This window comes from Streptomyces triticagri, from assembly GCF_003429565.1.
Classification (GTDB): domain Bacteria; phylum Actinomycetota; class Actinomycetes; order Streptomycetales; family Streptomycetaceae; genus Streptomyces; species Streptomyces triticagri.
Map to the genome: position 1 here is coordinate 1 of NZ_QUAK01000076.1, position 14,184 is coordinate 14,184.

At 70.5% G+C, this 14,184-nt stretch carries 14 protein-coding genes and 1 tRNA gene; 8 read left to right on the forward strand and 7 right to left on the reverse strand.

Annotation, left to right across the window (positions count from 1 at the left end; genetic code table 11):
- Positions 1-201: 201 nt before the first annotated feature.
- A complete protein-coding gene (locus tag DY218_RS13925; RefSeq protein ID WP_128556321.1) occupies positions 202-1,350 on the reverse strand; it encodes a DUF1996 domain-containing protein in 1,149 nt (382 codons plus the stop codon).
- A 328-nt stretch (positions 1,351-1,678) separates the two neighbouring features.
- Here DY218_RS13925 and DY218_RS13930 point away from each other — a divergent pair.
- Positions 1,679-1,751, forward strand: a tRNA-Arg gene (locus DY218_RS13930).
- Between the two features lie 236 nt (positions 1,752-1,987).
- Positions 1,988-3,409, forward strand: a complete 1,422-nt coding sequence (locus DY218_RS13935) for an ATP-binding protein (protein WP_128556322.1) — start codon at positions 1,988-1,990, stop codon at positions 3,407-3,409.
- A gap of 292 nt (positions 3,410-3,701) precedes the next feature.
- Here DY218_RS13935 and DY218_RS13940 read toward each other — a convergent pair whose 3' ends face one another.
- Together DY218_RS13940 and DY218_RS13945 are read right to left on the reverse strand one after the other, a co-directional pair.
- Positions 3,702-4,472, reverse strand: coding sequence for a class I SAM-dependent methyltransferase (locus DY218_RS13940; protein WP_128556323.1), 771 nt, complete (start codon positions 4,470-4,472; stop codon positions 3,702-3,704).
- Between the two features lie 215 nt (positions 4,473-4,687).
- Positions 4,688-5,029, reverse strand: a complete 342-nt coding sequence (locus DY218_RS13945; RefSeq protein WP_128556324.1) for a VOC family protein — start codon at positions 5,027-5,029, stop codon at positions 4,688-4,690.
- A gap of 365 nt (positions 5,030-5,394) precedes the next feature.
- On the opposite strand from DY218_RS13945, the gene DY218_RS13950 reads away from it, so the two are divergent.
- The 3 genes from DY218_RS13950 (at position 5,395) to DY218_RS13960 (ending at position 7,627) form a co-directional block, all read left to right on the forward strand.
- A complete protein-coding gene (locus tag DY218_RS13950) occupies positions 5,395-5,763 on the forward strand; it encodes an RNHCP domain-containing protein (RefSeq protein WP_128556325.1) in 369 nt (122 codons plus the stop codon).
- Between the two features lie 60 nt (positions 5,764-5,823).
- Entirely contained in the window at positions 5,824-6,258 is a 435-nt protein-coding gene (locus DY218_RS13955; protein ID WP_128556326.1) for an RNHCP domain-containing protein, read from the forward strand.
- Positions 6,259-6,415: 157 nt separating this feature from the next.
- Positions 6,416-7,627: a hypothetical protein gene (locus DY218_RS13960; protein WP_233521587.1), complete on the forward strand. Its 1,212-nt coding sequence runs from the start codon at positions 6,416-6,418 to the stop codon at positions 7,625-7,627.
- A 293-nt stretch (positions 7,628-7,920) separates the two neighbouring features.
- On the opposite strand, the gene DY218_RS13965 is transcribed toward DY218_RS13960, so the two are convergent.
- Positions 7,921-8,286, reverse strand: coding sequence for a hypothetical protein (locus DY218_RS13965; RefSeq protein WP_128556327.1), 366 nt, complete (start codon positions 8,284-8,286; stop codon positions 7,921-7,923).
- A gap of 89 nt (positions 8,287-8,375) precedes the next feature.
- The gene (locus DY218_RS13970; protein ID WP_128556328.1) at positions 8,376-9,014 is read right to left on the reverse strand and encodes a cysteine hydrolase family protein; all 639 of its coding nucleotides are present in this window, start codon (positions 9,012-9,014) and stop codon (positions 8,376-8,378) included.
- A gap of 119 nt (positions 9,015-9,133) precedes the next feature.
- Between DY218_RS13970 and DY218_RS13975 the strand changes: the two genes are divergently transcribed.
- From DY218_RS13975 to DY218_RS13985, 3 genes are all read left to right on the forward strand, one after another.
- Complete coding sequence (locus tag DY218_RS13975; RefSeq protein ID WP_128556401.1) at positions 9,134-10,093, forward strand: GlxA family transcriptional regulator; 960 nt, start codon at positions 9,134-9,136, stop codon at positions 10,091-10,093.
- A 97-nt stretch (positions 10,094-10,190) separates the two neighbouring features.
- Positions 10,191-11,270 carry an ABC transporter substrate-binding protein gene (locus DY218_RS13980; protein ID WP_128556329.1) on the forward strand — a complete coding sequence of 360 codons (1,080 nt, stop codon included), beginning with the start codon at positions 10,191-10,193 and terminating at the stop codon, positions 11,268-11,270.
- 273 nt (positions 11,271-11,543) lie between these two features.
- A complete protein-coding gene (locus tag DY218_RS13985; protein ID WP_199566726.1) occupies positions 11,544-12,092 on the forward strand; it encodes a DUF1062 domain-containing protein in 549 nt (182 codons plus the stop codon).
- An 81-nt stretch (positions 12,093-12,173) separates the two neighbouring features.
- Here the strand turns inward: DY218_RS13985 and DY218_RS13990 are convergent, their stop codons facing one another.
- Together DY218_RS13990 and DY218_RS13995 are read right to left on the reverse strand one after the other, a co-directional pair.
- The gene (locus DY218_RS13990; protein WP_128556330.1) at positions 12,174-12,821 is read right to left on the reverse strand and encodes a response regulator; all 648 of its coding nucleotides are present in this window, start codon (positions 12,819-12,821) and stop codon (positions 12,174-12,176) included.
- The gene (locus DY218_RS13995) at positions 12,812-14,032 is read right to left on the reverse strand and encodes a sensor histidine kinase (RefSeq protein WP_128556331.1); all 1,221 of its coding nucleotides are present in this window, start codon (positions 14,030-14,032) and stop codon (positions 12,812-12,814) included. The genes DY218_RS13990 and DY218_RS13995 overlap by 10 nt, the downstream gene beginning before the upstream one ends.
- Between the last annotated feature and the right edge of the window lie 152 nt (positions 14,033-14,184).

Here is a 14,184-nt window from a genome sequence, read left to right on the forward strand (position 1 = left end):
CCGGCGGCCGCGGGGGCCAGTCGACGGCCGCGCGCGCGGCGGCGTGTTGCGTACGGTCTGTGCATCTCGTATCTCCGTCTGGTCATGGGGGATGTACGGAGCCGGGTGAGTCGGGGGAGTCGGGGCGGGCGGCGGGGAGACCCGGGAGGCGCCCATCGGCGTGGCACCTCCCGGGAGTTGAGGCGGCCCGTCCCCCACCGGTCAGGGAAGCTCGTGGTTCTCGTCGAGCACGGCGCCCTCGTCCGGGTTGTTCTGGTCGTAACCGCGTGTGTCGCACTGCAGGCCGCCGACGATGCAGTGATCCACCATGGCCGCCAGCGTCCGGTCGTCCCAGGCGCTGAAGAAGTCGTAGTGGAAGCTGTACGCCGGCCCGCTGGCCAGGCTCAGGCCCGACAGATCACCGCTGACCGGGAACGCCATCTTGAACTCGATCATCGGCAGGGCGACGGGATGGTCGTCCGGGCACACGTTGTTGTTCGTGCCGGACTCCACCAGCGGATACGCCATGTGGCTCTGGTGGTCCGGCGAGTCCAGGTTCTTCCCGTCCCAGCAACTGGGCGCCTGGAAACGGATGTTGACCTGGTTGTTCTCGGTGGCCGGGCAGTCGGTGGGGAAGTCCACGTTGAAGTAGTCCTCACCGCACTCCCAACCCTCCACGAAACCAGGGTGGTTGCGGAACTCCTCGGCCGTCTGCATCGGACTGCCGACCACGAACCGCATCCCCTTCGGGAACGGCTGCACGCTGGTGTAGTCCGTGATACCGGCCTTGTAGTAGATCGTCTGCTCACCGACGGGCAGCACCGGCTCGCCGTCGTTGAGCATGGTGGGCATCCAGTACGCGGACTTGTCGCCGGGCGCGAGGCAGTTCGTGGAACCGCTCTCCAACGACTCCGTGGTGCTGTGTGCGTCCGTGGTGGTGTTGCCCATGAACGTGTGGTCGTGCGACTTGCCCGGCTGCCCCGGGTAGACGACCGGGTCGTCCGGCGCCGTGTGGCCCACGAAACAGTGCGCCTGGAACTCGTGGAAGTACCGGTGCGGCGGATCCGCCTTCGAGGGCTTCACGCCGGTGACGGGCTCGTCGGCGGGGACGTAGCCGTCGCCGTTCCGGTCGTCGGCCGCGGCCTTGGTGGAGGGCCGCATCTTGTGGCCCTCGGCCTGCCCGGCGTGGTCCTGGTGCCCTGCCACGGCACCGCCGCTTCCACCGGCCGCCGGCTCCGCATTCGCGCTCACAGCGATCCCACCGATCCCCAACGAGGTCAGCAGCACCGCCCCTGCGATCAGAGCCCGTGAAACGGTCTTCGCTCTCCGTGCCGTCTTAGCAGTACGTGCCGTCTTCGCTCTACGTGCCATGGAGAACTCCTGCCATGCACTTGGGGGTTGTGGAGGGAGACGGCCTCCCATCCGGGAATCCGGAAATCCGGGAGACCGGGAAACCTGGGAGAGCGCTCTCCCAAACGGGAGTGTCACGGGCCGCCATGCCCGTGTCAACCCTTGCGGCCGCGGGCCGCAGGCGGCGCCGGGACCCTTACGGCCCCCTCTCCCCTCCCCCGCGAACGGCCCCGACGCCGCCCCACCACTCCGCGACGGGGACAACCACCGATCCGGTACCCTGTCCGACGAGCGCCCTACGGGACGCCCCACCGCCTGCCCCGGTCCCACCCCGGCACAGGCAAACCCCGCCTTCGTAGCTCAGGGGATAGAGCACCGCTCTCCTAAAGCGGGTGTCGCAGGTTCGAATCCTGCCGGGGGCACTGCATTTGCTCAGCTCAGAGCACCTTTCACCCCCTCGGAGATCACTCCGAGGGGGCTTTTTCATACCCCGGAGGGCAAGCCGGGAGACAGATCGCAAGCTTCCGGTAGTGCCGAAGTCCGGAGCGGTCATCACCACCTTGAGGAGCGGGCATCACCACCTTGAGGCAGAGTAGACTTGCATAGAAGAAAGTTTCACCAACGAAACTTTCAAGCATCCCCTGTGAGGTAGTACGTCATGAGCGGGTTCATCGGCCGCCAAACTGAACTCGGCCTCCTGAACGATCTGTTGCAGCCCGTCAGGACCGGTGGGCGCAGTGGGCGTCCCGGGCGGGCAGTGGTGATCCGCGGACGCCGCCGTGTCGGCAAGTCCCGACTGGTGGAGGAGTTCCTGGAGCGCACCGAGCTGCCCCACGTCTTCTTCACTGCCGTGGGCGGCTCGAAAGAAGAGGATCTGGCAGGCTTCTCCGCGGAAGTGGCAGCCTCCAGCCTGCCCGACGCGAGCCGCTTCGCGGACTTCACCGCACCACACACCTGGGACTCCGCCCTGAGTCTGCTCGCCACCGCGCTACCGACCGATACACCCAGCGTCGTCGTCCTCGATGAGATGCCCTACCTCGTGCGTGCGGATCCCACCTTCGAGGGGGCCCTGCAGAAGGCCTTCGACCGAACCCTGTCGAAACTGCCGGTGCTGCTGCTCCTGATCGGCTCCGACATCGCGATGATGGAACAGCTCAACACCTACGGACGCCCCTTCTACCAGCGCGGCACCGAACTGGTCGTCCCCCCGCTCAACCCGGCCGAAGTGGCCACCATGCTCAACCTGCCACCCGCCGACGCATTCGACGCCTACCTCGTTTCCGGCGGACTCCCGCTGATCCTGGAAGAGTGGCCGCACGGTGCCGGGCTGTGGGACTACCTCGCGTCAGCTCTGCGAAAGCCGACCTCCGCCCTGCTCGTCAGCGGCGAACGCACTCTGGCCGCCGAGTTCCCGACCGAAGCGCAGGCCCGAACCGTGCTCGGCGCCATCGGCCACGGTGAACGCACCTTCACCTTGATCGGCCGTGCCGCCGGCGACCTCAACCCCGGCTCGGTCAAACGCTCCCTTGAACTCCTCACCACCCGTCGCATGGTCGCCGCCGACCTGCCCCTGTCCACCAAGCCCAGCAGAGAGACCCGCTACCGCATCGACGACCCGTACCTGCGCTTCTGGCTCTCCTTCATCGGTCCAGGCATCTCCGCCGTCGAACGCGGCCGGGGCGACCGTGTCCTCGACTCCATCCGCACCAGTTGGACATCCTGGCGCGGCCGGGCGATCGAACCCATCATCCGCGACGCCCTCTGGCAGCTGGCCGACGACCAACTCCCCCGAGGCACCAACGCTGTCGGCGGCTACTGGACTCGCACCAACAATCCAGAAATCGATCTCGTCGGTGCGGACCGCTCGCCCATCGCCAAAAAGATCACCTTCGCCGGATCCGTCAAATGGCTGGAGAACAAACCTTTCGACCACCGCGACCTCGCCCGGCTCATCACCCACCGCTCGCAACTTCCCGGCGCCGACGAAGACACTCCTCTCCTCGCCGTCACCCGCAGCGGCTGCAGCATCAAGGGCATCCACATCGTCACCGCCGACGACCTTCTCAAGGCCTGGACCTGACCCACGCTCGGCACCAGGGTCCTCTCTCCGGTGTTGGACCTGTCGAACCCGGCTGGGTTCACTGCGCGCCGGCGAGCAGCTCGGCCAGGCGCGTACTGGTGAAGTCGGTGCACGGCACGTTCTGCATCACCGGCAGGGAGCCGAGCCGATGGTACGGCTGCGGATCAGGTCGGCGGCAAGAGCCTCGGCTCCCAGCTGGGGGATGCACCTGCTGACCCGCAGCTGGGCAGAGGAGATCCTCGCCAACGCCGTGATGTACCGGGGGCATTGGCCCAGCGCTGTGCGCCGCATGTCAGCGTTTGCGTAGGCGCCAGATGCACTCGACCGGCCAGCGCCGCGCCCAGGCATGGGTTCGTGCGCCCCAGTACGAGCTGGTCGCGTCGGCAGCCGGACGGGGCTCGATCAGGTCGAGTACCTCGAGGCCGTTCGCGCGGAACAGCCGGATCCATCCGCCGTACGGCAGGTTGTACGTCACCCCGTCGTCGGGGTCCAGCCGGTGGAGGCTGAAGTAGTCGCGGTGCAGTGACTCGTCCGGGTCCTCGGCACCGTCTGGCCAGCACAGTTCCGAGAGCGGCGACATGTGTGAGAACGCCAGCAGCCCGCCGGGCCGCAGCAGCCGGGCCGCCTCCGGGACGGTGCGGTACGGATCAGCGAACGACAGCGCGCCGTGGTCGCAGAACACCACGTCGAACGACTCGTCCGGCAGCGGAACGGACTCGGCGCTGGCATGGACGAGCGGAAAGTCCAGCCCGGCTGCCGTCATCGCGCGCCGGGCATGCTCGAGCTGGCGTTCCGACAGGTCGAGCGCGACCATCCGCGCGCCCTTGCGGGCAAGGCCGATCGACCACTGCGCGGCGCCGCAGCCGAACTCCAGGACGTCCAGGGCGGCGACCTCGCCGAGCACCTGCAGTTCCGCCTCGGGGACGCTCCAGCCACTCCACGTCAACCCGCCGTGCTCGGCCAGCGAATCCCCGTGCTCGGCTTGGTACTGGTCCGCCCGGGTGTTCCAGTCGGCCTGATTACGTGCGGCGTACTCACTGACGCTGTCAGCCTGCTCGCTCATGGCCGACAGCATATTCCCGGGCCGGCGCGCGCAGGCTCCGCAGAACCGCCTCGGGCGCCGGGACAGGTGCCGACGACGTGGCTGATCTCCGATCGGGGCAGGGATCGGAACGTGCGCTGTCCGCATTCCACGAAGCCGCCGTCCGGCTCGTCGGCGGGGTGCGGAGCGGCCAGGGCGGATGCAGGCCGTGCGGACAGCGCAGGGCACGGCGCCGCTCACGGGCCTGTGTACTCGAAGACCCCTCCCTGCGGATGCCGCAGGATCGCGCGGTGACCATTCGGGGTGGGAGCAGCGGGCACCACCACCTCCGCCCCCTCGGCCACAGCCGCCTCCACCGCCGCGGCAAGATCCGCAACCGGCAGCGTCGCCTTCACCCCGGCCACCCGTCGCACGGCCTCCTCCTCACCACTGACGAGCAGAAAGGGTCCGACAGCCGCCAACGACACACCCGCGAAGGCGAAACGAGACGCGACGCCTCCGGTCATCTTCTCGTAGAAGGTGACGGCCGATTCCAAATCATCAACCTGCAGCCTCACTACCGCCGACTGAATTGTCATGCACCCATCGTCGCAGCCCGACGCTCCAGCCACTCGCGGAGATTGGAGGAAGATTCAGACGGCACCCGGCGCCCGCCCGAAATTCGTTGGCGACCGAAATTCGTTGGCGGAGGTCTTGGGGTCGTGGCTAGGGTGCGGTGCGTATTGCCGGTTGTGTGCCGGGCCCTCGTGTCCGGTCGTTGGGCCTGTGGCCGTGGAAGGGTGTCTTGATGTTCCGGATCGCGCCGAGCGCGCCTCGCCGTAACGCGTAACGCTCCGCTCGGGGTGACCTGATCCGCGTCCGTACGCGGAAGGGCACCTCTGGGTCGAGGCGCCGCTCGGCCTGCTCTTGCTGTCATGTCTGACCTCTCAGCAAGGAGCACCGGGTGTCCACCCACAGCACCTCGAACAACACACTCGGCATCGGCACCTTCGCCTGTGCCTGGTGCGGGCTCACCGTGTCCGCCACCGCGGCCGACGGTCGTCCGCGCAATCACTGCCCGTCCTGTCTGCATTCGCGGCACGTGACCGACCTCGTCGAGGGCGGCGCCGGCGAATGCCACGGGCGGATGTCGCCGATCGCCATCGCCGTGCTGCGTACGGGCGACTGGATGGTGATCCACCGCTGCGTACGCTGCGACGAGCTCACCTCCAACCCGGTCTGTGCGGACGACAATCAGCTCGTCCTGATGCGTATGGCCGTACGTCCGCTCGCCCAACCTCCGTTCCCGCTCGAAGCGTTCGGGGCCCTGTGACGGGCCTCGGGAGGGACCCGGGGAGGGGCGTGGGGAGAGACGAGTGGGGAGGCGCGGACAATGCCGCGGCGTAACACCACCCGGGCACGGGCTTCCGTACGCCGCCGTCCGCAGCGGCACAAGGACGTGCTGCACACGCAGGGCGGGCACCGCGCGAACGACTTCAAGTGCGCCGGCTGCCTGCTCGACGTGCCCCTGGACGCGCCCGGCACCGGGCATCGCAATCACTGCCCCAACTGCCTGCTCAGCCTGCATGTGGACGCCCGCGTCCCGGGCGACCGGGCGGCCGGCTGCCGGGGCCGCATGGAGGCGGTGTCGATGTCGGCTCGTCCCGACGGCGAGTGGTTGCTCATCCATCAGTGCCTGACCTGCGGAGAGCTCAGCGCCAACCGCATCGCGGGCGACGACAATCCGCTCGCCCTGGTCCGCCTGGCGCTCAGACCGCTCCAGGGCACGGGGACGGGTATGGCCCGCAGCGCCCTGCTCAGCCTCTGAGCGACGGCCCGGCAGCAGGCGGCTCGGCAGTAGCCGGCCCGGCAGCAGCCGGCGCGCCCCGGGCCGCGGTCCCGCGGCCCGGGCCTCGCGCAGCGAGTGGTGTCCCCAACTCGGCTGCCTGTGCTAGATGTTGAGCCGACCGGCACGGGGGGTGCGGATGAGGCGGGCGACGGCGAGCGTGGTGGTCGATGTCACCTGGGCCGAGCGGGTCGTGCCCGCCGGGGCGGAGTGGCGTGCAGGGCCGCTGACCGCCAGGTGGATCGACGGGACCGTCGCCGATCGGGAGCGGCGGATGACATATTTCGAGCCGCGCATCGCCGCCTCGCTGTACGGCACGCCCGGGCGGCCTTCGCGCTGGCACCGGCACGGTGCCGGCAGCGGGCGGGTGCGCGCCGTGGAGCTGCTGCGCGCACCGAAGTCCGCCGGGGGCGGAGGGCTCGCGGTCCTGCATGTGACACTCGGCGAGGACGCCCTTGCGCAGCTGCCGGAGATCGGTCGACCGGCCTTCGCGAAGGAGGAGTTGGCGGGTCTGCTGCCGCTCGGTGTGACCGTCGCGGAGCAGGCGCGGCGCCCCTGGGTGCTCAGCCACGTCACGTTCGCCGGTGGGCGGCCGCCCACCGTACTGCCCGGCCCTGAGTACGCCGACTGGTCGCCACGCGACCAATGGCTGTGGCTGCTCGCCTCGGCCACGCCCTTCGACCGGTTTCCGCCGGACCCGCAGGACGCGTCGCTGTTCGCGGGCCGGGTGCGGTTCTCCGCGGACTGGCAGGCGCTCGTCCTACGGGACGGGACGGCCTTCCTCGGCACGTCCCCCGATCCGGGCGGCGACAGCACGTTCCACGCGGCCGCCGCCCGCCTCGTCCACACGCTCTACCTCGACGTGTTCCTGCTCGGTCGCCTCCAGCTCGCGGGCACCAACGCCCTGGCCAACACCCTCGCCGCACTGCGCGCGCCGCAGGCCGACGCGGCCCGGCTGCAGCAGTACGAGGAGCGGCTGATCGAACTGCGCCGCACCCTGTGGTCCACCCACATCACCGCGCACGGCAAGGCGAACGAGCTGCTGGAGAAGTTCCAGGACCAGCACCGGATGCCGCAGCTCGCCGAGTTCACCGCGAACGGCCTCGCCGACGCGGCCCGGTACGTCGAGGCGACGCGCGCCCGGCGCAGCGGCATCGCCCTCGGACTGCTGTCCGCCGTGGGCCTGCCGTTCGGCCTCGCCTACGGCGCCGGCGCCCTGTGGGGCGAGCCGAGCCCGGACACGTTCGCCCTCTGCACCGTGATCGCCATGGCCGTCACCGTAGTCCTGTTCGCCCTGCTGCCCCCGCTCCGCAGCGGGGCCGCCGAAGCGCTGCGCCGACCGGAGGACTGATCCACCGTGCTCACCGCCCTGTACCGAACGAGCCCCCTGACACAACGGCCGGCCAAGGCGTACACCGCCCACGACCCGATCGGCACCGGCCTTTCGGCACAGCGCGTACCGGAGGCGGCTTGTCGCGGTAAGGGACGGAATGCCGGCCCGCGGCTACGGTAGGACGGCCGACGTGGTCGCCTAGCACACCGCACGGGTGTGCCCGTCGACGAGGCGTGACCCGAGGGCGTCACCCGCGACCAGTGGCTCGCCAGTCCGCGGATCGGCCGCCCCCAGCCCCCCCCCTCACGAACTCAGCAGAGCCTGTGCAGCTTGGCCGAGAAGGTGTTGGCCAGCTTGGGTGTTGTCTTGAACTTGTCGGTGCTGCCGTTGACCTTGAACTCGACCTTGGTGCCGCTGAAGGTGAACGTCGCGCGGACGATGCATTTGTCGCCGGCGTTGAGGTCCTGCACCTTCCCCTCGACGAACGAGAAGACGTTCTTGTCGAGGCCCGCCGAGCACCGGGTGTACGTCACCTTGCCCCAAGCTGCGGTGATGGACTGGGCCTTGGTGCATTTGTACGATCCGGCCGCCGCCGGAGCCGCCGTGAGCACGCACACCCCTGCCACCGCCACAGCCGTGCTCCCCAGCACCGCGATCGAGCGTCGTACTGCCTTCATCCCGTATCCCCCTTGGTCTTCCGATGGCTGTGGGGGGCGCAGTGGCCTCTATTCAAGGCCCAGTCAATTCGCCCCCATGGGACAGTAAATCAGGCGCCAGCGTCCGAGGCCCCACCGTCCGGGGCCCCGCCGTCCGAGGACGGACGTGCGGCCGCCAGTAGGTCCGCGGTGGTGGTGACCCGGGCGAAGCCGCCGCCGTGGAGGGATGTGGCGGTCGCGCGGGAGAGGGCTTCGGCCGACTGGTGCCAGCCGAAGGGGCCCGTCAGGTCGAAGGTGTGGGTGGCGTCGAGGGGGAGCAGGACGCGGTAGCCGAGGTTGCCGCCCATGCGGGCCGTGGTCTCCACGCACATGTTGGTCTGGATGCCGGTCAGGACCAGATCGGTGATCCCCGCTTCCTGGAGCCAGGCGTGCAGGTCGGGGGTGCCGTAGAACGCCGAGTTCACCGTCTTCGAGACCAGCAGCCCCGGTCCGGTGCCGGACCGTTCGCGGCGCAGCTGCACGTACTTCTTGAAGTCGTTGCCCGCGTATCCCGGCCGCAGGGGCGAGTCGGGCTTGGCCGAGTCATGTCGTACGAAGACGACGGGGCGGGCCGTCTGCTGCCAGGTGTCGATGAGTGCGGCGATGTTGTCGTCGGCGGCCGGATTGTTGCGCGGTCCCCAGAACTCCTCCTCGTCGAAGCCTTGTTGTACGTCGATGACGAGCAGGGCTGCGTTCCGTGTGATGTCCATGGCTCCATGCTGCGCTGCGCGTGCGCCTCTCTTCCAGATGTCCGGAAGTCGGCGATCGATGGTTTACTGCCAGGGTGTCCACACAGCAGCCTGCACAGCCCGCACCCCGTCGCATCGCCATGCTCGCCTTCCCCGGCATCCGCGCCTTCGACGTGTCCGTGATCTCCGAGGTGTGGGGCGTGGACCGCACCGACCGGCAGGTGCCCGCCTTCGACCTGCGCCGGGTCGCCGCGAGCCCCGATCCGGTCACGATGCGCGGCGGGCTGTCCGTCACCCCGGACCGGACGTTGCGCTGGCTGGCGCGCGCCGAGCTGATCCTCGTACCCGGATTGGACGACCGCGTAACTCCCGCCCCTGCAGCGGTACTTGATGCGCTGTGCCGCGCCCACGCCCGCGGTACCACCATTGCCGCGCTGTGCGGCGGCGCGTTCACGCTCGCCCAGGCCGGGCTGCTCGACGGCCGTCGCGCGCTCACCCACTGGAGCCTCACCGACCAGCTGGCGGCACGGCATCCGCGGGTGCGGGTCGAGCCCGATGCGCTGTTCATCGAGGACGGCAACCTCTGGACCTCGGCGGGCACCGCCGCCGGCATCGACCTCTGTCTGCACCTGGTACGGATCCGGCACGGCGCGGAGGCCGCCGCGAGCATCGCCCGGTCCATGGTCACCGCGCCGTTCCGGACCGGGAGCCAGGCCCAGTTCATCGAGCGGCCCACGCCGAGCGCCGACTGGGACGCGGACGCGCTGGCCGAGGTGCGCACGTACGCGCTCGGTCACCTGCGCGAGCCGCTCACCGTGGCCGCGCTCGCCGGGCGCGCCGGGATGTCGCCGCGCACCTTCGCCCGGCACTTCTCGGCCGCCACCGGGACCACGCCGATGCAGTGGCTGCTCGACCAACGCCTCGCCACGGCGCAGAAGTTGCTCGAACGGACGGACCTGGCGATGCCGGAGGTGGCTCGGCGGTCCGGCTTCGGCAGCGAGGTCACGATGCGGCAGCGTTTCGCGTCCCGCTTCGGCACGAGTCCTCGTGCGTATCGCATTGCCTTTGCGGAGGGTGGAACGCCCCAGTCCCGCCGCTGAAGACAGCCCCTCCGGCGTGTTTGAGGATGCCCGTCCGGCAGGACTTTCGGGAAGGGGCGGGGAGGGGAACACCACACCCAGAGGGAGAACACACCCGATGAACACGTCACCGCTCCGCATCGGAGCCCTCGCACCCCTGACCCGCCCCGGCTGGGTCGCCGCAGGGCAGCAGCTGCTCGCCGGCCTCGAGTCGGGCGTACGGGACGCCAACGCGGCGGGCGGGGTCGACGGCAGGCCACTGGAGTTGGCCGTACGGGACACCGCGGCCGACCCGGCACGCGCCGCCGCGGCCGTGGACGAACTGGCCGACCTCGGCGCCGCGGCCGTCGCCGGCGAGTACCACAGCGTCGTCGCCCGCGCCGCCGCCGCGCGGGCCGACGCCCGCCGCATCCCGTTCCTCTGCTCGTCCGCGGTGCTCGACGCGCTGACCGACGAGCCGACCGAGTGGGTCGCGCGCGTGGCGCCGGCCCAGTCCCACGGCTGGCGGGCGTACGCGGACTTCCTGGTCGGCGCGGGACGGCGCCGGATCGCCGTGGTGACGCAGCCGAGCGTGTACTGGGCGTCCGGGGCACGCATCCTGAGCGAGCACCTCGGCACCCACGGCGGCTCCGTCGTCGAACTCGACGCGAACGCCCGCACCCCCGAGGCCCTGTGCGACGCGCTAGTCGAGCAGGAGGTGACGGCGCTGCTCCTGCTCGTCGGGCATCCGGAACCGGCGGTGCCGATCGTCCGGGCGGTACGGGCCGACCGGCGGCTCGCGGACGTCCTCCTCGGAGCGCCCGCCGGACAGCCCGAATTCGCCGACTGGGGAACAGAGTTGGGTGCGGACGGCGCGGAGGTCCCGTTCCTGCGTTATCTGCCCGAGCGCCTCGGCCCGCTCGGCGAACGCGTCGCGAAGGAGTTGACCGCGCGGATGGGCGCGGCACCGTCGTTCGTCGCCTTCGAGGGGTGGGACACGATCGCCGTACTCGCCGACGTCCTACGGGCGGCGCGCGGCACGGACCGGGCGGCCGTGGCCGAGGCATGGACGAAGGTGGCGGTCGAGGGCACCCGGGGCCCGATCCGGTTCTCGCGCGTCCCCGGGATCGGCGTGCGGCAATGGGCGTGGGCCCCGATCCAGGTCGTGGACCGCGACCCGGCGGACCCGGGCCGCTTCCGCGTACTCCACACCGGCTGAACGGCGGCCCCACCCAGACCCCTGAAAACCGGTGGCCCGACACCGCAGCGCCCTATTACCGTGCAGCCGGATCACCGTGCAGCCGAATGACCGTGCAGCCGAACCGAGTTGCCCGGGTTCCAGGTGCCCAGGTGCCCAGGTGCCCAGTCGTCCAGGTAAGGACGTGCCGTTGTACATCGCGTGAGACCTCCCGAGAGCTGATCTGTCGCGCGTCGCGCAGCTGCGCCGCGCTGCTTCCTGCTGCGGACTTCTCACTGGAACCGGTGTACTTCTGTGCTCACCTGCTGGGTGGTCATGCCCACCTGCCTACCGACCGTTCTCCGCCGTTGCCGCGCCTGCCCGTCCGGCCGTCTCCGGCCGAACGGCAAATTCCGTGTCAACGCCCATCACAAGCTCATCGACGCCTGGCTCCTCGCGCTGTGCACGACGTGCGGGGAGACGGCCAGGATCACAGTCCTCGAGCGGACCCACGTACGCTCCGTACGGCCCGGCCTGCTCGACCGACTGCACGCCAACGACCCCGACCTGGCAGCCGAGTTGCTCCACGATCCGGTCGTCCGGCGCCGCAACCGCCTCGCCCTCGACTGGGCGGGCGCCTGGCGCCTGGACACCGACGACGCGGATCATCTCGACCACGAGGTCGCCGACGTCACGGTCCGCTTCGCCGCGCCGATCCCGGTACGGCCGGCCCGCCTGATCGCCGACGGCTGCGCGCTCTCACGGGGCGAGGTCGTCAGGCTGGCCGAGGAGGGGAAGCTCGTCTCGGCGGTCCGCCTGGACAGAAGGACCTCCGTCGGCTTCACCTTCACCCTCAAGCGCTGACCGCGCCCGACCGATCAGGAGGACTCCGCATGCGCGGGACGGGACAGGAGCCCGGCCACCGGTCCGAGGGCCGGCCGGTGGTCACGCCCGCAGATAAGCCAGCACCGCCAGGACGCGGCGGTGGCCCTGGCCGTCGAGGCGGAGGTCGAGTTTCTGGAGGATGTTGCCGATGTGTTTGTTGACCGCGGCCTCGGTGACGTAGAGGTCGCGGGCGATCTCCGTGTTGGCGCGGCCCTCGGCCATCAGCGCGAGGACCTCGCGTTCGCGCGGGGTGAGGTGCTGGAGCGGGTCGCGCCGGCGGTTGAGGAGCTGGCCGACCACCTCCGGGTCGATGACCGTCGCGCCCGATGCGACCTGCGCGACCGCCGCCGCGAACTCGTCGACCGCGCTGACCCGGTCCTTGAGCAGATAGCCGACCCCGGCGTCACTGCCGAGGTCGAGGAGGTGGGCGGCGTACGACTGCTCGATGTACTGGCTGAGCACCAGGACCGGCAGGTCGGGGCGTTCGCTGCGCAGGGTGACCGCGGCGCGCAGGCCGTCGTCGGTGCGGTCGGGTGGCATCCGTACGTCGGTGACGACGATGTCCGGGGCGTGCTCGCGCACCGCGGCGATCAGGGCGTCCGCGTCACCGACGCCGGCGGGCACCCGGTGGCCGAAGCGGGTGAGCACGCTGATCAGGCCGTCCCGCATCAGTACGGAGTCCTCGGCCACGACGACGGTCAACGACACGGCAGCTCCACATGCAGCAGGGTGGGCCCGCCGGGCGGGCTGGAGACACGGAGTCTGCCATCCGCCGCGGCGACCCGGTCGGCGAGGCCGACGAGCCCGGTGCCGCCCTCCGGGGTGGCGCCTCCGCTGCCGTTGTCGCTGATGGACAGGGTGAGGACGTCGGTGTGCAGGCGGGCGTGCACTTCGGCCCGGGTCGCGCCGCTGTGCTTGAGGGCGTTGGTGAGGGCTTCGGCCGTCACGTAGTACGCGGTGGTCTCGACGGCGGCCGGCGCCCGGTGCGGAAGGCGGATGTCGACGGTGACGGGGAGCGCGGAGCGGGCGGCGAGATTCTCGACGGCGTCGGCGAGCCCGTGATCGGTGAGGGCTCCCGGGTGGACGCCGCGGCTGAGTTCCCTCAACTCCTCTACAGCGAGAGTGACTTGGGACTGTGCATCGGCGAGCTGCGCGGCCTGCGGGGAGTCGGGCTCGGCGTCCAGGCGGGCCAGGCCGAGCAGGACGTTGAGCGAGACGAGGCGCTGCTGGGCGCCGTCGTGCAGATCGCGTTCGATCCGGCGCCGCTCCGCGTCGAAGGCGTCGACGAGACGGGCCCGGGAGGCGCGTACGTCGGTGAGTTCGCGACCCAGTTCGCTGTCCCGGGGCGCCAGCATGAGGCGGGTGACCGCGGCCCGCGCACCGGCCCAGGCGGTGACGGTGTACGGGGCGGCCACCAGCAGGCACCCGCCGAGCACCGCGACCGGCCAGGCGCCGGGGTCGCCCACCGGCGACATCATCAGCAGGACCGGCACCACCAGGGCGAAGCCGAGCACGAGAAAGTCCATCCACCACAGCGCGGTCGCCGACACGGCGGTGAAGCCCAGCTCCCGCCAGGTGGCCGGCTCCGCGAGACGCGTCTGCAGCCATGCCTTGAACCCGGCCCGCTCGGGCGGCCGGTGCGGGTCGGGCACCGGGTCCAGATCCACCAGACGCAGCCGCCACCGTTCGAAGCGGGTGACGACGATCCCGGACAGGGCGACACCGAGCAGGACCACCGCCCCGACGAGTACGACGAGGAGGACGACTCCCGTGACGAGAGCGGCGGCCAGTACGGCGATGGCCACGGCGCCGAAGGCGACGCCCGACAGCAGATAGCCGAAGGACCGCCACGGCCAGCTGGAGCCGAGCACTTTCAGCGGGTTCTGGCCGAGCGCCTGCCACGCCGTTCGCTCTCGCACCCGTCCCTGTCGCGACCGTCCCTGTCGCGCCCGTCTCTCTCGCACCCGACGACCCTACTGAGCAGGCGCGACGAGGGCAGTAGTGCGGGCACCACCATCAGGACTCCCCTGCGCACCCGTGCACGGGCAGGGGGTGGACCGGTGCACTGGTC